The organism is Bacillus sp. CZDM1 (assembly GCF_055502545.1).
The window spans coordinates 31,193-52,256 of record NZ_JBUESO010000002.1 but is presented as its reverse complement, the minus strand read 5'-3'; the positions used below and the strand labels follow the sequence as shown (position 1 = coordinate 52,256).

Here is a 21,064-nt window from a genome sequence, read left to right as displayed (position 1 = left end):
ATTGCCAATCTGTATACCCTATGTATACACTTTAATCCTCAAATCATTTTGATATATACATTTTGTTTACATTGATATTTGATGATTAAACCTAATATTAACAATAGGGATGTAAACCACCATCAAACTAAATTAGATTTAAACGTCACTTTCTCAAATGCTGTAAATAGGTTTACATTTTAATATATCATCTCCTCTTACTTATTTTATTTGCAAGAAGCGTGCCAATTTTTTTAGGATAGACACAAAAGTACAAATAACAAATCGCAACGACATTTGCCGTAAGTGAATCAGTTACTCTCTACTTTTCGTGTGATCAAATAAAAAAGCATGCCAATTTGACAATTGGCATGCTTTCATACAATTTAATAGTCTTTATTCATTTTTCGTACATCTTTTCTAAACGCTCTTCACGTTTGTGGCTACTGCTGAGATTTTTCGTTTCTTAATCATCTGACGAATATTGGAGATACTGAAGATTCCTAATGCGACCCAGATGAATGTAAAGGTTACAGCATGGTCCTTCGTAAACGATTCTCCATAAATAAGGACTCCAAGAAATAAACTAATGGTCGGTGAAATATATTGTAAGAAGCCCACAAGGTAAAGTGGAATCTTTTGTGCCCCAATACCAAACCATAATAGTGGCAAAGCTGTAGCAATACCTGAACCTAGTAATAATAAATCATCTTTAAGAGAACCAGTTGCGAAGCTATGCTGACCATTTACACCTAAATAGGCTAAAAATAATAAAGCAAACGGTACAATAAACAATGTTTCCAGCAGCATTCCTAAAATGGAGTCTACTTTTATTAGTTTTTTTGACAATCCATAAAAACCAAAGGATAAGGCTAATATCAGTGCAATCCATGGGAATGTTCCAAGTGATAGCGTCATATAGAGTACACCGATTCCGGCCACCACAAATGAGATTGTCTGCCACACATTGGTTTTCTCACCTAATATAAAAAAACCTAACAATACGGTGACAAGAGGGTTAATAAAATAGCCTAAGCTTGCCTCAACTATGTGGTTCGAATTCACAGCAAATATATAAACAAACCAGTTTATACTAATTAATAGCGAAGCAAGGAAAAGTCCTACCCAAGTTTTTTTCTGCCTCATTTGAACTTGAAAAAAGTTTTTTAATAGTTTTCGCTTCAAAATGCCTACGATCAGTAAAACGAAAATAAAAGACCAAATGACTCGATGAGCCAAAATTTCAAGTGCTGAAACTTGATCGATAAACTTCCAATAGATCGGTAAGACTCCCCAAAAAATATACGCGCCTGCAGTATAGTAAATCCCTTTTGTATTTTCACGTTCCATTTCTTTTTCCACCTAGTTTCTGTTTAACATAGTTGTTTAATACGCTTCAAAAAACACAAGTAATTATATCATACTATTCTTTTTATGGTAGGATTCATTCTTATAGAACTTAATTTTGCCTGGGCCATTACCACGATACCCGATGGTTGGGAGATGGGCGATTTATTATCAAAGCCGAAAAATGCTGCAGCTAAATTTAACTGCAGCATTTTTCGGTTGATCACTAATTCTTAATGAGAATACTTTTCTGCTCTCGATTTGCGGATGTAATGGATGATAAAAGTAACCAAAAACGATAGTACCAAGAATCCGATAAAAATTTCGTTTGCAATGTGAATATCAACCAAAGTTAATCCCATTTTAATCGCAATAAAGGTGATTAAAATATAGGCAGTTGTTTCGAGTTCTGGTACCCTGTCCATTAATGCAATGAAGAATGTTGCCACTCCCCGCATAAGAAGAATACCAATCATACCTCCAAGTAGGATGACCCACACTTCTTCTGATACAGCGAGTGCAGTCAGAATACTATCTACTGAAAAGGCTAGGTCCATAAGTTCTACACTAATAACCGTTGCCCAGAAGAAACCAAATATTTTTACTAACCAGCCTTTTGGTTGAACTTGTTCTTCTTCATTACTTGTTTCTTTTTGACTAAGTTTGTCTTTAAAGAATTTAACTGCCAGCCATAACAGGTAAAGAGCACCGATTAATTTAATCCACCATAGTTTAATTAGAAATGTTCCTAATCCGATAAAGATAAAACGGAATATATACGCTCCCCAGAGACCATATACCAATGCCTTCTTTTGCTGCTCTTTCGGCAATGGCTTAACAAACGCAGACAATACTAACGCATTATCTGCCGATAAGATACATTCGAGTACCGCTAGAGAAAGGATTAACCCCCAAGCTTTTGGGGAGGTTAACACCTCCGCCCACATATGCCAATCTAACATTGCCGCATAGGTTGATACAATGCCTTCCCACATTCTCCATTTCTCCTTCTGTATTTAATGTTTAGTCCATTTTTTCCAGCAATTCATTCAACTTCTTGAGTCCAATAATGATTTCATTCAATGATTGGTCTGTTTCCCCCTGAATGGAATTAGAAATCTTCTCGATTAATTCTTGATTGATTTCCTCTACCACACTTTTTCCCTTTTCTGATAAAGCTACCTTTACCACTCTCTCATCGAATTCATCTCTTACACGTACTATAAGTCCTTTACCTTCAAGCTTTTTACACATGGTTGAAATATTGGTTCCGGCAATATGTAACCGGCTGGCTAAGGTGCCGATTGTATGAGAACCATGCCGATCTATTTCTAAAAGAATTCTCCCTTGCAATGTAGTTATCCCATTGTGTTCACATAGAGTGATAATTAAATTATTAGTTCTTTCATTTATTTGCCTGGTATAGCTCCAAAGGATATTTTTAAAATCGATTACATCCATGGGTACCTCCTTTTATATATAATTTATAATATATATGATTTATATATATTATAAATTATATACTTAATAATATCAAATCGTTTTTTAAATGAGTATTTATTAGAAGTAGTTCAAACAATAATGATATTCCGTAAGAGGAGGAATAACATTGGAACATACTTGGCTTTCTCTCGTGCCCTTTCTAATCGTTATCGCCATGTCGATTTGGCTAAAAAATATCTTACCTGGTCTTGTGGTCGGTCTTGTCGCAGGCTCATTGATATTTACTTCGAATATATTAGATGGAACCATTCAAAGTGTTACTTATATGGTGACTACTCTGTCGGATGAAACCAACATAAAAATCATTGGGTTTCTATATTTATTTGGCGGTCTTGTGGGGATGATGAACATTTCTGGAGGGATTAAAGGTTTTTCAGAATGGGTGGGGACAAAGATTAAAAGTGAGCGCGGACTGCTGGGGCTGATTTGGCTCACCCTCCCTTTTACCTTTATGATGCCTATGTTTCGGATTATGATGATTGGTCCCGTTGTCAAATCCCTTGCAAAAAAAATGAACGTCTCGAAGCAAAAAGTTGGGCTGACGATGGATATTTCTACTGAATCAGTCATTGTCCTTTTACCAGTCGCGACCGCATTTGTGGGCTTCATGGTTTCTTTAGTAGAAGGCAGTATCCGCGACTTGGATTTTGGAATGTCACCCTACGAAGTATTCTTATTGAGTATCCTGTTTAACTTTTTTGCGATCATTACGCTTGTTATTGGATTAATCCAAACAATATGGAACCGTGGTACTAGGAATACAAATGTAAAAGGAATCCAAGAGCAGCTGGAAGAAGAGGAGCATGAATTTCACCGCGTTGGTATCAAAAAAGAATTATCCATGGTGAAAGCTCAGCCGTGGAACTTGATTGTCCCTGTCTTTTTATTACTAGGATTTTCTCTGTTTCTGTTGTGGCAGGATGGGAGAAGTAAAGGAGCAAAAACAGTTTTTAATGCTTTTTCGATTGCAGACGCCACTTTTGTTATGCTTTTAGCTGTCTTTATCACTCTCATCCTATCATTTACTTTTTATATTATCAGACGGCAACATCTTAGTGAGCTGTTGTATCATTTTTATGATGGCGGGAATCAGATGATGGAGGCAATTAGCTTGCTCGTGCTGATTTGGTCATTAACCCTTTCAGCCGAGGATCTTGGTTTTTCTACCTTTATTAGCTCAACTTTAGGGGCATTCTTACCAGCTTGGTTAACCCCTGCCACCATCTTTCTGCTTGGCTCGGTTGTTGGCTATTTTATCGGATCCTCGTGGGGGACTTGGGGATTGTTTATGCCACTAGGTGTTTCATTAGCGGTATCGACCGGTGCTTCCATCCCATTAACGGTTGGTGCCGTTTTCGCAAGTGGAGCCTTCGGGGCGTTGGCTTCCCCATTGGGCGACACCACCATAACGACAGCTTCCATAATGGATTTACCGATTGTTGAGTATGCTCGATATAAATTGAAGGTTTCCGTAATTGGCGGAATTATTTCAATCGCTTGCTATCTTGTAGTTGCCTTCTTTATTTAGATAGCTACACAAAATTACTCGATAAATAAACACGAGCGGCTGCATCCACTCGTGTTTTTATTATCTATCAAGAAAAAGGGAATATTGACAAACGGAATATCTGTTGTTTTACTATTTAATACATAATAAATCGAATGGTTGTATTTGCTTACTTCATTTTATCCAAGGTAACTTCGAAAATCATACATAAAAAAAGGGAAAAGGGAATCGAAACTATTAATGCCAAAATTGGTCTTGAAAAATGCAATCGAATGACCATAAACATGACTACCACAAATAATAGTGACCATCCGAGATTCCACCCGTTGTGATAAGAAATTGCGCCTAATCTAACAGATACATACTCTAAAACAATAAATACTAAAATAAAAAATGAAATATAAATGCCCTGCTTGTATATACCTGATTTATATGGATATTTAGATAAAAAGACCCATGTTGATAATGGCATACCAAGTAGAATAAGCAACAACATAGGGATCATTGAGTAACCTACCCCATTTGGTTCCATTTTCCACAATTGAAATTTATAACAAAGGACTTCATACAAAGCATTCCCAAGCGCAGCAAATAACATAGAAGGATAATATTTTCTCCAATCACGATCTCCAAATTTCATTGCAGCGATAATCCATGAAATAGAGAGAATAATTGCTACCATAACCGAACACCTACCTTACCGGTAGTTTTCCAATAATAGTAAATATTAAACCCCAAAGTCTATTTCAGCACACAAAAATAGACCAACAATTTGTTGACCTATTACTTTTGCTTCTTACGGCTTATGACAGATATAGACTATCATTTTTATCGGTAATTATTATGAATGGGTTCAAACAAGTTTTCTTCACTTTTTCGAACCACTGCAAAATTGTCGACATTGTAATGCCCATGCAATGTTTTATTATGATGGTCTATGATTTGTACAGCAGTTAGGACGGTTGAGTCTTTTGTAGAATGACCATCTGCTGCTAAAGTTACATCAAACCCATTGATTGTAGCGGTTCTCACTGCCGAATCAATACAGTATTCAGTTTGACATCCCATAATAACAAGGTGTTCGATTGCATGTTCTTTCAAATAATCAAGCAAAGGTGTGCCATAGAATGAATTGGTAGCTTTTTTATCAAAAATCATTGATGACGGTGGGACCTTAATTTTCTGGTGGACTTGAAACCCTTCACCTTCACCGTCAGCCACATCTTTATCTCTTACAAAAACAACTAATGCATCAGATTCTTTTGCCTTATCAATAACCAAGTTAATATTGTTCAAGAGTTCCTCTTTTTTAAAAACACTACTATCAGATTCATTTCCTTCTATTAATTCCTGCTGGGCATCAATAACAAGCAAAGCTTGATTCACTGGCGCAACTCCTCTCATTACAATATTATCTAACACTCAAATTACTTTCATGGCTTTATGTTTAACAAATAATAGATAAAACTTCAATACCTTTTCACCTGCAAGGTATTTATCACTTTCGTATACATTTGTGCATAATTCTCCAAAGTAATCTACCAATACACCCTCTCCTCTAAAAACATAATATTCTGATATATACTTCCACAGACTATCATAGCAATCCTTTTTTAAAAAAATATTTATGACATAGCAGAGATGTTTAAATAAGTATTGTTCGAATCAAGCTTATATTATTTCATTCTAATTTCAACTGACATGATCATTACTGAAAGCATGATTCTTACCGAAATTGGGTCACAATTCACCACGAATTGTAACCCAAATTATGTATCTTTTTGATTTTTGGTAACCATCCACCCGCTATTGTAATCCAACTATTACTCTTGGACGATTTTCGGATACAATTCCTAACAAATCGTTAAATTTTCTACTACTTTCCTTCGTTTTCCTTTTCCCACTTAGCCACTTCCTCACGAACAATCGGTGCCACTTCTTTTCCCAGCAGTTCGATCGATCTCATGACATCTTCATGAGGCATGGTTCCAACTGGACAGTGAAGCATAAAGCGTGTGACTCCAACATTCTTTCGCAGGTTAATGATTTTTTCAGCAACCGAATGCGGATCTCCCACATACAAAGCCCCGTGTAGACTACGAGCAGAGTCAAAGGTTGTTTGATCATATCTTCCCCATCCACGCTCTCGCCCTAGTTTATTCATGGCCTGTTGAGTTGAAGGGAAAAACTTCGCTGCAGCTTCCTCTGTACTTTCTCCAACAAATCCATGTGAATGCGAAGCAATTGGCAGTTTTGAAGCGTCATGGCCAGCGTGTTCTGCTGCTTTCTTATAAAGATGTACAAGCGGTGCAAAATGCTGTGGACTTCCACCAATGATGGCAAGTACAAGTGGCAATCCAAGCAGGCCTGCACGGATGACAGATTCCTGATTGCCGCCACTGCCTATCCATACTGGCAGCGGATCCTGAACTGGTCTTGGATATATACCCAAATTATTGATAGCTGCCCGATGTTCACCTTGCCAAGTTACCTTCTCTGACTTCGTTATTTTTAAAAGTAGATCCAGCTTCTCTTCGAATAACTGATCATAGTCCTTTAAATCGTATCCAAACAAAGGAAAGGATTCGATGAAGGATCCCCGGCCAGCCATGATTTCCGCACGTCCATTTGAGATAGCATCAAGCGTTGCAAAATCCTGAAATACTCGCACTGGATCGGCAGAAGATAGAACCGTAACCGCACTGGTCAAACGAATTCTGTTTGTTTGTGATGCCGCGGCAGCCAGCACAACAGCAGGAGAGGACGCGGCATAATCCTCGCGATGATGCTCCCCTACTCCAAAGACATCCAGCCCTACTTGATCTGCTAATACAATTTCCTCCACCACTTCACGAATTCGTTGTGCATGACTTATGACTTTACCGGTCTCAACATCCGGTGTTGTTTCTACAAACGTGCTTAACCCTATTTCCACAAATAGCCCTCCTACTAACATTTAAACTGTTTAATCTTATCATTATCTTAACAATCATTTAAAATTTAACAAGAAATTGGCACTTCGTATCCTTCCTATATTTTATTTGAAGTATAAAAACAGCAGTTAATTACTTTCCTTATGTAGACCTTCAAAGTAAAAGTATGGCTAAAAGCTGAAAAAGTAGATATGCTGTCAATTCCTTAAGATTATTACCTAATTGATGACAAGCGATTTCTCATGCTTTCCCTAATCCAACAGCCAATACCGTATTTTCCGTTCTTGCGCGAAGTCCATTTTCCCACTTCAGGTGCCAATGGTGTGCTTGCATTGTAATCTAAGTAAATTTTTTGCATTCGGTCATCCATTCCTTTTCGAAGATAAGCCTTTATCTAGTTATTAATCTAGTTATTTCTTATTCTACTAAAAAATGATTATAACTATGAGGAGGAGATACAAGGCTGCATTCAGACTGGTTGGCTGATTCCTAAGGCAACCGCGTCCAAATCAAGGGGGTATTCAGACAAGGTAGGTGAATTCAAGAGCTACCGTGTCTGAATCAGCCTCCTAAAATTAAATCTGTTCAAAAAACAACAATCAATGCTAAAACAGCCTTTTTCTACTACTCACCAAAGCTTTTCTCTTCATATTTATAGGAATTAAAATGGAATATCTCTACGTCCACCTTTACGTTTTTTAAGGAGTTCTTATCTAAATAAAAGGTTGAAGTTTTCATTAACTTTTGATACTGCTGCGGGTGTTCTCGATACCATTTTTCACCCACGTTTAATATATCTGTATTTTTTTCCAGACCATCATTATAGATTCTCATTACTTTCGTTTTAATATCTGCTTCAATTAATTTGATTAATTCGTCTATGGGAATATCTTTTATCTTTTCTAGCAAATCTGCTTGTGTAGAAATTTCTATCGAAAACTTTGGTGAAGTCTTTCCTTTGACGTATTTTATCTTCATTTTTGGCGAACCAAGCTTAACTGCAGCTACAAGCTGTTCATCTTCTTCCACTTTTTGATCTATAGAGACACGCTTTTCTAACAGCCAATTAATATAAACAGCGTCATTCATCGAAAGGTGTTTCATAAACTTTTGCTTTTGAAAAATAGCATATCCATCAAAATATAACACTGGATAGTCTTTTTCAGCCTTCCAGGTATCATGATCAATCTTTACAGAAGGCAGTTTCGCCACCCCCATCGGCTCATAAAATTCTCTTAAAAAATGCATTAACCTTGTTGGCTTTATTTCATCCTGAAACATTTCGTCGGAATTTTTTTTATAGAGAACCGTATAAACGGCTGGATAATTAAATAATGCTTTGATATTAAAAATATCTGGTATCTTTTCTTCAGTTGTTATGAGTCGCATCGTGTGCCGTAACGACCGATTTCTGCCTACTTCCTCAATTACTTCTCTAAAGCGGTGCTTGATGAGTCTTTTACTCAAGACAAGTGTTTCTACATGGCCGAAAAAAACAGGAGGCTCTGACTTTTTATATAGCTTACTTACTGCTAAATTTAGTGTTTCTCCAGTTGCTGAAGCGATAAAAATTGGGATGGGTTCAATAGGTTTAGCTCCCTCTTGCTTCGCAACATTAGCGAAATTTAAGCCTTGAAGATAGGCGGTATATTCCTGCTTTTCTTCATCATAATCCAGTCCGATTGCCACTATATATGTTAAATCTTGAATATTTTTTAAACCTGAACAACCAGTAAGCATTAAACATCCAGTGATAAAGGGTATAATCCACATCCTTCTCATGATTGGTCTCCACCCCTTGTTGGATCATCTGGGCTTGTGTTGGTTGTTCGCGATTTATAGAATTGACGTGGAGCCATGAACAATGATTTGATAAATTCATTCACACTGATAGATGAAACTGCTCCTATATATGGAGCTCCAAAGGATGAAATGGTGGAAAAATAAAAGGTTGTTAAAATAAAACTAACAATGACGCCAAACAATCCAAAAAAAGTACTTAATAAAATTATAACGAATCGTAAGATTGTAATCGCTGTGCTTAAGTTTTGATTCACCAAGGTAAAAGAAGAAATATAGGTAATAGCTGCCACTACCAGCATCGTAGGTGAGGTTAAGCCAGCACGTATGGCTGCGTCCCCTACAATTAACCCTCCTAACACAGCTACGGTTTGACCAATGGCTCTTGGCAGACGTACGCCTGCTTCATTAAATAGTTCAAACAAAAAAAGAACAATAAACATTTCTATGGGAGTTGATAAGGGCAGTCCAAAACGCGAGACTGAAATAGTCGCAACAAGTAAATATGGAACTTGTTCTATATTAAAGGCAGAAAAGGCAATCCATGCCCCAGGTAAAAAAGCAGATATAATTACACCCAACAACCTGATAATTCTTTCTAATGAAACATATGCATAACTGATGTAAGTGTCCTCAGGTGATTTGATCTGCAATAATAAATGCACTGGAGCCAAAATGACATTGGGATTTCCATCAACCAAGAGTGCAAATCGACCTTGATTCAGTGCCTGAACAATAAAGTCTGGCCTCCCGGTATAATCCATACTTGGGAAAATTGAATACGGCCTGTCTCTAACATACGCTTCAAGCTCGTAAATGCTAGTCAATATATCTAGTTCTACTTTATCTAATCTTGTATGGATTTCATCTAGTACTCTCTGATCAATTAAATCTTCTATATAGATGAGAACCACTTTTGTTCTACTTCTTTTACCAATCGTGTATTTCTCTAAACATAATGACTCGGTGTTAAGTCTTCGGCGGATTAGGGAGATATTGGTTTTTATATCCTCTACAAATCCATCCTTTGGGCCTCTAATAGATGTCTCGAGAGCTGATTCTTCAGGTGTCCGTTTAGGTAAATCACCTGCTTTAATACTTAAGAGTGCATTCCCCAATACGAATAGTACGTTTCCTTCAAAAAGCAAATCAGATAATTCATCTAATGATTTAGAGATAACCTCTTCTGCTTGAAAGAAAGATTTAAGCTTATTTTCGACAGTACCTTGCTGATGTAATCCAAGTTTTGGCAAAATATATTGATCTAAATAATGACTGTCAATTAAGCTTTCAAAAAAAATCATTTCAAATGGTTCTTTATCAGATTGGTGCACTTTACAAAGCAGGTCATCACTTTTCATAAATCGCTTTTTTAATTCTTCGCCTTTTTCCTTATACCTTCCATTACGTAGGGGATTCGAGCTTATTGTTTTTCCCATGTTGTTTTTCATCCCTTTTCTTTAATACTGAAACAATCAATGCTGATAACAGGATTTGAAGAAGGAAAAATATCATACAGACAGGTAAAAAATATTTATAGATGGCAAAATAAAAATAATAAGATTCTACTTTTAATAACATCAGTCCGAATAATATAAGATAGATGACACCAACTAGTTTCGGATTTAGTCTGTAATGTTTCATTTTCTTGGAGAAAAATGTGCCTAAAAGATACATGAATAAACCGATACGAATTAATGCTCCAGCAAGCCATTGATATAAAGCGAAAAAATCTAAATGAGAAATATACTCCCCTATGCTTAATACACGCCACTGTTCATATGCTGGATACCTAAAATGGGCAGCTTCAGCTGGGCCAAACTCCATGATTGCAGCAGAAAGTGGGCCAAATATTAAGCCTGTTAAGGCAGTCAATAAAATAAACAAATGCTTAAATTTTATTTGTTCCTGGGAGAATGGCTGTAACAATATCACGATGTAAATTTCAAGAAGTCCGGAAAGTACATAGATTACTCCTTTCAAAACAGGAACATATCCATCCGCCAGAATAGGAAATAAGAGATGCGGATCCTTAACCGTAGTATTTGTAAGTGCAATAAATATTCCTAATAACATAACTAGGGGGAGTAACAAACCGCTCGAGATTGCCATTGATTTGACACCAGCAAGAGTTACTAAGAAACATGCTAAAATCAGGATAAAACTAATGACAAAAACAGCCGTCTCACCAAGAAAATAAGCTTTTAACCATATCATTAAGTCCCTTAATGTAATAAAAGCGCTAAGGAATAAGAATAGCATGACCGGAATAGAGAATAGGATGGAAAAACCCTTTCCTAGACGTTGTGCTATCATTGAAAAGAACCCTTCATTAGGACTATTTTTAACAATAAAATAGATTAGCCAAAGGAATATAAGAGAAATAGGATATGCAACAATAACGCTTACCCAACTATCCCTGCCTGCTGCCTGAAGAAGATTAGGTATCAAGATGACATGATTTAGTAATCCTGTTGAAAGAATCAGCAATAAGAATAGTTGCCGTGGAACTAAGATTTTTATTAAACTTTGCATGAGGACCACCGAATTTCATCATTTTGCTACTATTATTCACCAAAAATTTGAAATATATGTTTTTACTGGAATGAGTCCATAGTAGCGTCTTTGCATAAGTTATGGAATCCGGAGCAGGCATAATGAAAACAAGCCAGTTCAAATGGAACTGGCTTGTTTTCAAACTTTTATCTATCCATCCAAAAAATAAGCTTTTTGGATGGATTCCTTTGTCAAGTTAACATAATATAATTATGATTAATTATAGATTTTTTTAAGACCTTCCAGCTGTCATATCGTTATACGGCAGGATTAGCTTTTTCACCTTTTCATAGTTCATTGAACTTATCTCTCTCATTAAACGTGGAATTGCTTTTTCAGGATACCCATAATCCCGAAGCAACTTTTCCATCTTTTTCATCTCTTCCATCCTGATACCTCCAATTACATTATATTTTCATCTTTACTATTCCCTTAAATATGATTGAGCTAAATGGAAATATTTTATTCGATGCTTATTTCCAGCAATAAGACTGTATAGTCTAATCCAAAATACATAACCTATTGCTGTTTAGGAGGTGAAACAGGATGTCTAACCAAAAGCAAAACAACAAAGGTGTTGCAGAAGGTATTAAAGAAACAGCAGGTGCTGCCTTTCACACTCTTCATAGTGCCTTGGAAACCACGGAGAATGTCGCTATGAATGCTGTAGATGCGGCTAAAAATGCTGCAAACAATTTAACTGGCAATGGAAAAGGTCAACGTAATCATGATTAAAGAAAAAAAGCAAAAAATCCCTTTATGAAGGGATTTTTTTATCGCTGGAAGTATTATCATTTTAGTTGCTTATTATTTTGTAATTTTGTAATTTTTATGGTTTACAATCGTGATCAGGGGTTCATCCTTTTCTTTCGATACACCATATTGAACCATAACAGAATTTTCCCTTACGCCAGTAACAATACCTTCGAAAGGATTTCCCTCCCGTTTAAAGGAAATCTTATCGCCAACTTTAGCATTAGCCATTCTATCACCTCGACTATATATTTTCCAAAAATACATGATAAAATACTTGTTTGCCAGTGCTTATTCATCTATTTCGGGGTAATTGATTTTTATAAAATCGAAAAAAACGGTAGGATGATAATAGTAAGAGTTAGAAAAAAAACAGCCAGTGCACTTATTTTCTGATTCTCCTTCCAAAGAGTGATACCAAAGCCAAATGTATATAGTGTAATCAAGATTAATGCAACAAAAATCAATATTTGCAACCTACTCCTCCCCCAACTTTTTAGCACTTTTTGTTTGATTCCCAAAATCAACAATCTCTATCTCCGCTTTTACATCAATGTCTGCACGAAGGTATGATTTTGCCCAATTGAATTTTTGATATTCCTGAAGCGTTGCAAAATATTTCCTAGCATAGAGGGAAAGAGGGTATGGTACACCTTTTAATTTTGTTTGTGTCTTTTTAAATAGTTTTTCCATCACTTCCTCTATATGGTTCGCTATTTGTTTCTTTAAAATTTGCCGTTTTTTTTCGTCTAAATAGTTGGTATCGGAAGGATTCGTCATAATTTCCAACTTTAAAGGGATGGTGATGGAGATTCTTGGTGTAACCCCCTTTAAGTTCATTCTTACTTTATTGTTTTCTGTTTTCAGAATTCTTGCTGCAAATTGTTTCGGTTCGGCAGAAAATGGGTCGGGTATATTCACCAATATATCCTTTATATTCGTTGTATCATCTAGAATATTTACCGTACGTGTTTCTTGTCCGGTTAGTTTACTAATCATTACGCCACTCTTGAAAACAGCTGAGCCAATGAATTGTGTGTTATCCAATTCACCTGTTGCATTCAATTCACCTGCCAGATAGTCATCTTCCATTTTGATTTCAGGATTCTTCTCCCTTTTAGCCGTTGTGTACATTGCCAAAAAGAGATCAGTTCCTCTATCTGCAGTTAGAAAATAACGGAATAGTGTGGAATCGGGGATGAGCCCATTGTCAATTCCATGATTGACCATAAATTGAAAGTATTTATGTGGTCTTGTCTCCATTTTCGGACGATTATTTAGAAAATACTCATTCGCCTTTTCACTTGAAACCGCTAGATAACTATTTAGGCGAATTTCTTTATCTTTTAAAACTTCGGAAAAAGTCACATGAAAATTGGAGTCACTGGCAAATTCCTCTGATACAACAAAAATTCTTAATAGTTCATAACTTATATTACGAGAGATAATGGAATTAGCAGTTGCTTTGGCTGCAATAAAATCATTGGCATCAAACGAGATAATTTCTCGCGGCTTCTCCGTTGATCCCCCGCCGCCTTGTATACTCCCCACTTCGGGATTGGCAAGTAACATGGTGACTTTTATTTTCCCATCTTGTTTAGAAAGATCAAGTCCTAGTCCAATGACATAGGATTTATCTTCCAGTTCTTCACGATCCCAACAGCCTGTTACTAAGCAAACCATTACTAAAAGCAATAACATTCTACATACTGTTTTTGTTTTTTGCATGTTTAAATTCTCCCTTTATTAAAGCAGCCAGCCAAATACTAATCGAAATGCCGGCGAACACAGGACCCGCAATATTCATTATTATAGGTCTAAACTTTAGCGCGACATCAATAGGTGCTTCTGGAATGATTCCAATCAACAAATAAATCGTTGCCAGTGACGGGATTAAGTATTCAAAATCTTTAATATTAAAAAGATGACCGAACATAAGGGCATTTATGTACAAAAATGCAGTAAATCGAATAAATACGCACATAATCCAGACAATGAAAAAGATGATTTCGACATTCGGTATATACTCTCCTAGAGAAATAAAACGAATGGCTGTGTGGAATGGATAGGCAATTCCCGCTAATGAATGATCAAACATGCAGATATAAATTAGAATGGCTGCACTAATTTGGATACTAACGTAAACAAACGCAATCCATGTGCCTTTTTTGAATGCTTTGTTTGACGTTAGATACGGGACGACCATGGTCAATAGAAAAAAATCAGCAAATAAGGTTAGCTTTTGTGAACCTTCCTTTACTACTTCAATTTGTCCTGGACCCCAAATGGGAAACATCGAATTTATATTGCTATGCTGAGTAGCAAGCCATAAGGCAAGATAAAAAGTGAGGATTGCTGAGAAAACGAGTAGATAGGAAGCCGAACCAATATGTTGAAGTCCTTTCTTAGCGCCATACGCCGTAACTAGCATTAAAAGAACATAGATGATTAGATTAGGTGTTGTTGTAAAATAAAAGGTTCGAATGATATTTGTATACGTTCTTGTATCAAACGAAATGGCATATGAACTGATTAAAAATATGCTAAGACAAACAATAAAACCAAGATATTTTCCGAGTAATATTTTAATAACGGAAAATAAGCCTTTATCTTGATACAACGATATCGTCTTTATTAATAAATAAAGAGGGATAAAAAAGAGTCCGGCTGATAGGATTGGGATCATCCAGGCTGCGTTTTGTACCTGACTATACAGATTGGCTGGCGTATCCTCTGTAGCTTTAGCACCAACCATTAAGATAGCAATCGAAACAAATTCACGAATTCCAAGTTTTCCAGGTTTCTGATTCATATGTTTTATCCCTTTCTTTGTTTAACCATATCCTTTGGTTTTAAATATCCTGGGCGAAACCTTTCTTTCCTTGGTACATGACGGATAAGTAAGTCCTTTGACGATTGGGAATGTGGTGTCATCGGTGCAAAATATTGTGTTCCAAAGGATTTCAGTGAGAGTAAATAAAAGAGTCCAGCAATTAATAAAGCCATCACTCCATATATTCCGATAAATCCGGCAGAAAAAATAAATAAAAAACGGGTAATCCGAATCGCAAAATTCATGCTTATATCAATGATAATAAAAGAGCTTAGACCGCTTAAGGCAATAACAATAATGACAATGGGACTAATGATATTTGCTTGAACAGCCGCTTGACCCAAGATTAACGCACCAACAATCCCAATTGTTGGACCAATTGGTGAGGGCACTCGTAGACCAGCTTCACGAATAAGCTCAAAGGCAATTTCCATCATCAAGATTTCCATAATCGATGGAAAAGGCACTCTCTCCCTAGTTCCGGCAATGGCCATTAATAAATCTGGCGGAATCATCCCAACATGAAAGTTTGTAATGGCAAGATAGAAAGGAGAGGTGAATAGGGCAACAAACAGCGCAAGAAATCGTAAAATTCGAATGAAATTACCATAGGGTGTACGTAAATAATGATCTTCTGGCGAATGAAACATCGCCCAGAAGGTTGCAGGCAGGATTAAACAACTAGGTGAATTTTCCATTAGCAAAATTATATGCCCTTCTTCGATAAATGCAGCCGCACGGTCAGGACGTTCGGTATAGACTATAGTAGGAAATAAAGACCTTGGTCGCTCTTCTAGATATTGCTCTAAAATACTTAAATCGATAATACTATCAACATCAAATGAATCTAGCTTATCTATTATGGTTTTTAGCAGTTCTTCATTTACAAGGTCATTTTGATAAACCAGAAATACATTGTTCCTGGATCGTTTTGAAATAGTCTGAGTTTTAACGAGAAGATTTTCATTTTTTATTTTTTTACGGATTAAAGCAATATTGTCGATTACCCTTTCATTAAAAGCTTCTTTTGCCCCTTTTACAATTACCTCATTTTCAGACTTTTCAATCGAACGGCCACTAATTTTGGTCGTTTCAAACAAATAACATTGGTCATCGCCATCCACAAATAAGGCGGTGTTCCCACTAGTAATAAATTCTGTAATCTCCCCAATATTTGTATTTGTACTTATAATAGGATAGGAAACGATATCTAGAATTTTTTCTGACGGGTGCTCGTTATCAATTAATGGCTCCTGGATACTCTGCATAATAATTTGTAAATCTACCATTGTGCTCAAGTAAATAATAAAACCCTTGCGTTTAAGGGAAGTGATGGTGAACTCACGCACTTTGACATCAATATTATCGGGAACAGAAAAAAGAGACTTAAAAGTCGCTAAATTTCGCTCATAACATGTGCTTATGTCTTGTTCTTTTAATTCCAGTTCCTCAGTATTGGGTTTCTCCTTAAATTCTGACTCTGTATTTAGACTTTTCATCAACAACTTGGAGATTTTTTTCCTCATCCTAAACCCCTCCCAGTTTTTATATCGTTTTCCATTTCTAGGTGTTTTATGTATGTATAGGGACTTAAGAAAATTTGAAAATTTTTATTTCGAAATACGAAAAAGATGGTACAATACATGTTATTAAATGATGGGATTAGGAGATTGTCATGAAAAAGAAATGGATAATATATGGAATGTTGTTTATCGCTACAGCCACATGGGGAAGTGCGTTTATAGCTGGTAAAATTGCGGTTCAAAGCTTTGAACCGTCAACGGTAGCATTTTTACGTTTTTTAGGGGCTGCGGTCCTTTTGTTTCCAATTATGTGGATCATGGAAAAAAACCGAAAGAAACCTACACTCAAGGATTATGGATTATTTGCTGTTCTCGGATTAACCGGTATTGCACTCTATAATATCTGCTTTTTTATAGCCACCAAGCAGGCACCGGTTATTAAGAGTTCACTATTTATTGCCTCAAACCCAGTATTAATTGTTCTTTTATCTGGGGTATTTTTAAAAGAAAAAATCACAAAGAATCATATTATTGGCATGGTAATAGCCCTATCTGGTGCTGCCTTTATTATCACAGATGGACATATCCTCACATTGTTTCAACTTGGATTTGAAACCATTGATTTTGTTTTACTTGGTGCCGTCATTAGCTGGGCTTTATACAGTGTGGTGGGTAAAGTGGTGTTGAAAAAATATAGTGCCGTGGAATCCACTACTTACGCGGTTGCGTTCGGTACGGTATTTTTAGCACCTTTTGCATTTGTAGAAACATCCTGGCAGGATATCGCTCAGGCTAATGTTTCAACTTGGGTAGCCATTGCCCATATGAGTATTTTTGTAACCGTCGTTTCCTTTATCATGTATTATTACGGAATCAAAGAGGTTGGTGCAGCCAAAGCTTCTATTTTTATTAATGTCATGCCGGTATCGGCAGTATTAATGGCTACCATCTATTTAGGAGAAACCTTCACCTGGGCTCATGGAATTGGGGCTGCATTTGTATTAACCGGAGTTTATATTGGAACAAATACGAAGTTATTTAACCGTAAATTACCTGCTGCTAATGTGGTAGATTTCCATTAAAAAAACCAAGAATCAATGAAGTCCTTGGTTTTTCTAACTAAATTAACTATACTATTTATCTGCTAACTTCTCTAAGTGAGGTATCCTTCTGTTCAGTATTTTCATATCCTACCTGGAGGTAGTTATAAACAAGACTCAAAAACGTTTTTCCGGCCATAAGCATTGCCCGTTCATCAAAATCAAAACGAGGATGATGGTGCGGGAAAACGAAATTTGGGTCTTCCATTGCTGCACCCGTAAAAAAGAACATTCCTGGGACATGCTGCAAATAGTAAGAATAATCTTCAGACGCCATTAAAATTGGCGGCTCCGTAACCTTACCTTCACCAAAATTATTTATAGCTACTTCTCTAAAAAACTCGACTTCTTTATCATGGTTTATAATAGCAGGATAGCTGCGTGTATAATTGATCTTCGCAGTAGCATGAAAGGTAGAACAAACTCCATTGATAATTGATTTGAATTCTCTTTCCATCAGATCTCTAACTTCCGGACTTGTTGTTCGGACTGTCCCTTCGAAAACAGCTTTATCAGCAATCACATTTGCGGCATCACCCGCATGAAAAGTCCCAATCGTTAACACAGCTGGTTGAAGTGGATTAACCTGCCGGCTCACGACTAATTGTAATTGATTAATGATTTGTGTAGCTATAATGATAGAATCAACGGTTTCATGTGGGGAGGCACCATGTCCACCTTTACCCTGAATCGTAACTTCAAATCCGTCTATCGATGATGTTAGAGCTCCTTTTCTCGTCCCTAAAATTCCTGAAGGCGTCATTGAAGATAAATGAGCACCGAAAATTACATCTACCCCATCCAAGCAGCCATCCTCAATCATTTGGATGGCGCCGCCTGGATGGTACTCTTCCGCGTGTTGATGGATGAGCACAACATTACCCGATAAGTCTTCACGTACGTCGCTTAAAACTTTCGCAACTGCTAGTAGGGTCGCTGTATGTCCATCATGACCGCAGGCGTGCATGACTCCTGGAACAGTAGATTTATAAGGAACATCCTTTTCGTCCTGAATTGGCAGGGCATCGAAATCTGCTCTTAATGCTACCGTCTTGCCGGGTTTACCGCCTCGAATCGTGCCGACAACCCCTCTTCCGCCGACACCAGTCCGGACTTCAATGCCATAACTTGTTAATATTTCAGCAATCATTTTAGGTGTTTCTATCTCCTCAAATGAAAGCTCTGGATGCTGGTGAAAGTGCCTTCTCCACTCCACCATTTGTTCATACATTTCTTCTAATTTCGTATGTAAGTTAGTCAACATTAGTAAACTCTCCTTTATAAAGACTTTTTCATGAATCACATTGAGCCTTATCTCCATCTAGCTGGAAGGGTATCCCAAGCATAAGCAGATCGTATTCTTTGGCCTCTTGGGCATGCGAAAAATAATAGAAAGTAACCACCCAAAAGATAACAAAAAAGGAAGTCATAATCCTATGTGCATAAAGCTGCCCAAGACCAGGCACAAATAGCGACCATACTACGGCTATTATAGGGTTTCTTTTATCAAGATAATTTATTTCCACTGCTCCTAGGCTGAAGGTATTGAAACTGTGATCCTCACTGTCTGCCAGCAGATAAATTTTGTTCATATCAACCGTTGTTCGATAACTATCCCATATGGTAAAAAGGTAAACTGGAATATACATTAAAAGCCATCTTGTGTCTAATACTTCCTTCGCCATATCGATATTTCCTTGAAAGGAATAAATCATAGCTAGATTAACATGGGCTTTAATATTCACGATAACTTCCCAAATAAATAGTACATACCCTCTAAGGTACTTTGATAAAAGCAAATGTCCGAATCCTGGAAAGGCAGCGGACCACCAGGCAATTATATAAGGATTACGTAAGTGAATTTGAGAAATGCCTAAAATGCTAACATGTGCTTTGTATCGTCTAGCAGTGTTATCATTGGTATAGTTGTTCATTTGTGCACCTACAGAAAACAATTAATTTCCAATAGTTTTCCAAATAAAATATTTATTATCCTATTTTTACTTTTATCCTACTGACTTTAATCCAAAATAAAAACTCGTCCAAGTGAACGAGTTGTATTACGAATTATTTATCTTAACGGTGTTTTTTTCCATTTCAATCATTCTTTTTAAGTATTCATATTCTGATTTTTCGAGAATATCTATTTCCCTGTTTGTTGCCAGCAGGATTTGGTCCCTGCATTTAGCGACTCTTTGAATCATCGGATGTATGGTTAAACTTGATAGATTAACAAAGTCATATAAATCATTTAGACACACGGGCAGTTTATAGCCTTTATTGCTGGAGGCAATTAATAATCCCTGATCGCGCAGCTTCGAAACAATGTTGGAGCGAAAATAATGTTGTTTGATTTTGTTGATTCTGATGGCATTCAGGTTATCAAGAATTTCCTCCGTATACACATACTCATCCGGATTTTCTTTCAGATTAAATAGAAGAAACTTTAGTAAATCAATTCGGACTCTTTCATCCTCTTCTTCACTTTTTCGATGTTCCTCAATGTATTGATAAGCCAAATTAACAGCTTGTTTAATGATAATCTGATCGGTTTCTGAATCCGTTTTTTCAAAATGGTAGTCATAGAGATAGTGCTTATAATCATGTGGCCACAGATTTATGGTGATGATTTTGTTTTTCAAAAGTTTATAAAACGCTGGATACTGTTTTGAGTGATGTTTTCCATCATACCCTTTTGCTATCGTCCCGGCAATAAACTCTGACAATTCAAGAAGAATTTGTGATTGGCTATTGTTAAAACCAAACGTTGAATAATTAAATAAATCCGGGATGCACCTCTGTTTTACGTAAGCGATAAATTCCTGCATAAACTCCTTTGGTCCATGTTCATCAGCGACAAGATCAAGGGTTTCAAAGGTACGATATAAATCTTCAAAAATCTTACGATTAAAAAATTTAATAAACGTCTTTTCATAGGTAACACCGCTGTCCTCCCTAATTTTCCGTTTATCAATGACATACGCATACACTTTAAAGGGTAAATCCTTTAGGTCTTTTAGGATTTCTATTCGAAGATTATCGTCTATTTCACCGTGTTGAAAGTGTTTTAATTTAATTCTTTCTACTTCTTGCTCAAGGATTTCTTTATCAGAACCTTTTACTAAGATAGAAACGATTATAAAGTGGGTCGAAGTCTCTAGTTGCTCAAAATCGAATCCATAATGGCCATATTCATTTACAAAAGCATATTGGATATCATTCAATTTTAT

Annotated in this window: 21 protein-coding genes and 1 pseudogene; 3 read left to right on the top strand and 19 right to left on the bottom strand. The window is 36.5% G+C overall.

Features of this window, described 5'->3' with window-relative positions:
* Positions 1 to 399 precede the first annotated feature (399 nt).
* From rarD to ACY3XC_RS04765, 3 genes are all read right to left on the bottom strand, one after another.
* Complete coding sequence (gene rarD / locus ACY3XC_RS04775; protein WP_464867504.1) at positions 400 to 1,329, bottom strand: EamA family transporter RarD; 930 nt, start codon at positions 1,327 to 1,329, stop codon at positions 400 to 402.
* Between the two features lie 230 nt (positions 1,330 to 1,559).
* Positions 1,560 to 2,321, bottom strand: coding sequence for a TerC family protein (locus ACY3XC_RS04770; RefSeq protein WP_464867503.1), 762 nt, complete (start codon positions 2,319 to 2,321; stop codon positions 1,560 to 1,562).
* Positions 2,322 to 2,349: 28 nt separating this feature from the next.
* Positions 2,350 to 2,787, bottom strand: a complete 438-nt coding sequence (locus ACY3XC_RS04765) for a MarR family winged helix-turn-helix transcriptional regulator (protein ID WP_464867502.1) — start codon at positions 2,785 to 2,787, stop codon at positions 2,350 to 2,352.
* A gap of 148 nt (positions 2,788 to 2,935) precedes the next feature.
* Here ACY3XC_RS04765 and ACY3XC_RS04760 point away from each other — a divergent pair, with 148 nt between their 5' ends.
* Complete coding sequence (locus tag ACY3XC_RS04760; RefSeq protein ID WP_464867501.1) at positions 2,936 to 4,357, top strand: Na+/H+ antiporter NhaC family protein; 1,422 nt, start codon at positions 2,936 to 2,938, stop codon at positions 4,355 to 4,357.
* 148 nt (positions 4,358 to 4,505) lie between these two features.
* On the opposite strand, the gene ACY3XC_RS04755 is transcribed toward ACY3XC_RS04760, so the two are convergent.
* The 9 genes from ACY3XC_RS04755 to ACY3XC_RS04715 all read right to left on the bottom strand — a co-directional run bounded on the left by ACY3XC_RS04755 (position 4,506) and on the right by ACY3XC_RS04715 (position 12,013).
* On the bottom strand, positions 4,506 to 5,018 hold the full coding sequence (locus ACY3XC_RS04755; RefSeq protein ID WP_464867500.1) for a CBO0543 family protein: 513 nt from the start codon (positions 5,016 to 5,018) through the stop codon (positions 4,506 to 4,508).
* A gap of 146 nt (positions 5,019 to 5,164) precedes the next feature.
* Positions 5,165 to 5,722 carry a cysteine hydrolase family protein gene (locus tag ACY3XC_RS04750; RefSeq protein WP_464867499.1) on the bottom strand — a complete coding sequence of 186 codons (558 nt, stop codon included), beginning with the start codon at positions 5,720 to 5,722 and terminating at the stop codon, positions 5,165 to 5,167.
* 36 nt (positions 5,723 to 5,758) lie between these two features.
* Positions 5,759 to 5,881: a hypothetical protein gene (locus tag ACY3XC_RS04745; RefSeq protein ID WP_256989183.1), complete on the bottom strand. Its 123-nt coding sequence runs from the start codon at positions 5,879 to 5,881 to the stop codon at positions 5,759 to 5,761.
* 331 nt (positions 5,882 to 6,212) lie between these two features.
* On the bottom strand, positions 6,213 to 7,271 hold the full coding sequence (locus tag ACY3XC_RS04740) for an LLM class flavin-dependent oxidoreductase (RefSeq protein WP_464867498.1): 1,059 nt from the start codon (positions 7,269 to 7,271) through the stop codon (positions 6,213 to 6,215).
* Positions 7,272 to 7,483: 212 nt separating this feature from the next.
* Complete coding sequence (locus tag ACY3XC_RS04735) at positions 7,484 to 7,627, bottom strand: hypothetical protein (RefSeq protein WP_464867497.1); 144 nt, start codon at positions 7,625 to 7,627, stop codon at positions 7,484 to 7,486.
* Between the two features lie 266 nt (positions 7,628 to 7,893).
* Positions 7,894 to 9,051, bottom strand: coding sequence for a Ger(x)C family spore germination protein (locus ACY3XC_RS04730; protein ID WP_464867496.1), 1,158 nt, complete (start codon positions 9,049 to 9,051; stop codon positions 7,894 to 7,896).
* Positions 9,048 to 10,508 (bottom strand): spore germination protein, encoded by a 1,461-nt coding sequence (locus ACY3XC_RS04725; RefSeq protein ID WP_464867495.1) that lies wholly within the window; start codon positions 10,506 to 10,508, stop codon positions 9,048 to 9,050. The genes ACY3XC_RS04730 and ACY3XC_RS04725 overlap by 4 nt, the downstream gene beginning before the upstream one ends.
* Positions 10,474 to 11,604 (bottom strand): GerAB/ArcD/ProY family transporter, encoded by a 1,131-nt coding sequence (locus ACY3XC_RS04720; protein WP_464867494.1) that lies wholly within the window; start codon positions 11,602 to 11,604, stop codon positions 10,474 to 10,476. The genes ACY3XC_RS04725 and ACY3XC_RS04720 overlap by 35 nt, the downstream gene beginning before the upstream one ends.
* 253 nt (positions 11,605 to 11,857) lie before the next feature.
* Positions 11,858 to 12,013: a hypothetical protein gene (locus ACY3XC_RS04715; RefSeq protein WP_221826201.1), complete on the bottom strand. Its 156-nt coding sequence runs from the start codon at positions 12,011 to 12,013 to the stop codon at positions 11,858 to 11,860.
* Between the two features lie 158 nt (positions 12,014 to 12,171).
* Here ACY3XC_RS04715 and ACY3XC_RS04710 point away from each other — a divergent pair, with 158 nt between their 5' ends.
* A complete protein-coding gene (locus tag ACY3XC_RS04710) occupies positions 12,172 to 12,360 on the top strand; it encodes a hypothetical protein (RefSeq protein WP_221826203.1) in 189 nt (62 codons plus the stop codon).
* Positions 12,361 to 12,432: 72 nt separating this feature from the next.
* Here ACY3XC_RS04710 and ACY3XC_RS04705 read toward each other — a convergent pair whose 3' ends face one another.
* From ACY3XC_RS04705 to ACY3XC_RS04690, 4 genes are all read right to left on the bottom strand, one after another.
* Entirely contained in the window at positions 12,433 to 12,609 is a 177-nt protein-coding gene (locus tag ACY3XC_RS04705) for a DUF2187 family protein (protein ID WP_179159917.1), read from the bottom strand.
* Between the two features lie 246 nt (positions 12,610 to 12,855).
* Positions 12,856 to 14,106 carry a Ger(x)C family spore germination protein gene (locus ACY3XC_RS04700; protein WP_464867493.1) on the bottom strand — a complete coding sequence of 417 codons (1,251 nt, stop codon included), beginning with the start codon at positions 14,104 to 14,106 and terminating at the stop codon, positions 12,856 to 12,858.
* Positions 14,081 to 15,190, bottom strand: coding sequence for a GerAB/ArcD/ProY family transporter (locus tag ACY3XC_RS04695; protein WP_464867492.1), 1,110 nt, complete (start codon positions 15,188 to 15,190; stop codon positions 14,081 to 14,083). The genes ACY3XC_RS04700 and ACY3XC_RS04695 overlap by 26 nt, the downstream gene beginning before the upstream one ends.
* A gap of 5 nt (positions 15,191 to 15,195) precedes the next feature.
* A complete protein-coding gene (locus ACY3XC_RS04690; protein WP_464867491.1) occupies positions 15,196 to 16,737 on the bottom strand; it encodes a spore germination protein in 1,542 nt (513 codons plus the stop codon).
* A 149-nt stretch (positions 16,738 to 16,886) separates the two neighbouring features.
* Here ACY3XC_RS04690 and ACY3XC_RS04685 point away from each other — a divergent pair, with 149 nt between their 5' ends.
* On the top strand, positions 16,887 to 17,816 hold the full coding sequence (locus tag ACY3XC_RS04685) for a DMT family transporter (RefSeq protein ID WP_464867490.1): 930 nt from the start codon (positions 16,887 to 16,889) through the stop codon (positions 17,814 to 17,816).
* Between the two features lie 55 nt (positions 17,817 to 17,871).
* Here the strand turns inward: ACY3XC_RS04685 and ACY3XC_RS04680 are convergent, their stop codons facing one another.
* The 3 genes and pseudogenes from ACY3XC_RS04680 to ACY3XC_RS04670 all read right to left on the bottom strand — a co-directional run bounded on the left by ACY3XC_RS04680 (position 17,872) and on the right by ACY3XC_RS04670 (position 21,058).
* Positions 17,872 to 19,098: a M20 metallopeptidase family protein gene (locus tag ACY3XC_RS04680; protein ID WP_464867489.1), complete on the bottom strand. Its 1,227-nt coding sequence runs from the start codon at positions 19,096 to 19,098 to the stop codon at positions 17,872 to 17,874.
* A gap of 73 nt (positions 19,099 to 19,171) precedes the next feature.
* Positions 19,172 to 19,768 (bottom strand): annotated as a pseudogene (locus tag ACY3XC_RS04675) (hypothetical protein); the annotation flags it as partial.
* Between the two features lie 126 nt (positions 19,769 to 19,894).
* Positions 19,895 to 21,058, bottom strand: a complete 1,164-nt coding sequence (locus ACY3XC_RS04670) for a hypothetical protein (RefSeq protein WP_464867488.1) — start codon at positions 21,056 to 21,058, stop codon at positions 19,895 to 19,897.
* Between the last annotated feature and the right edge of the window lie 6 nt (positions 21,059 to 21,064).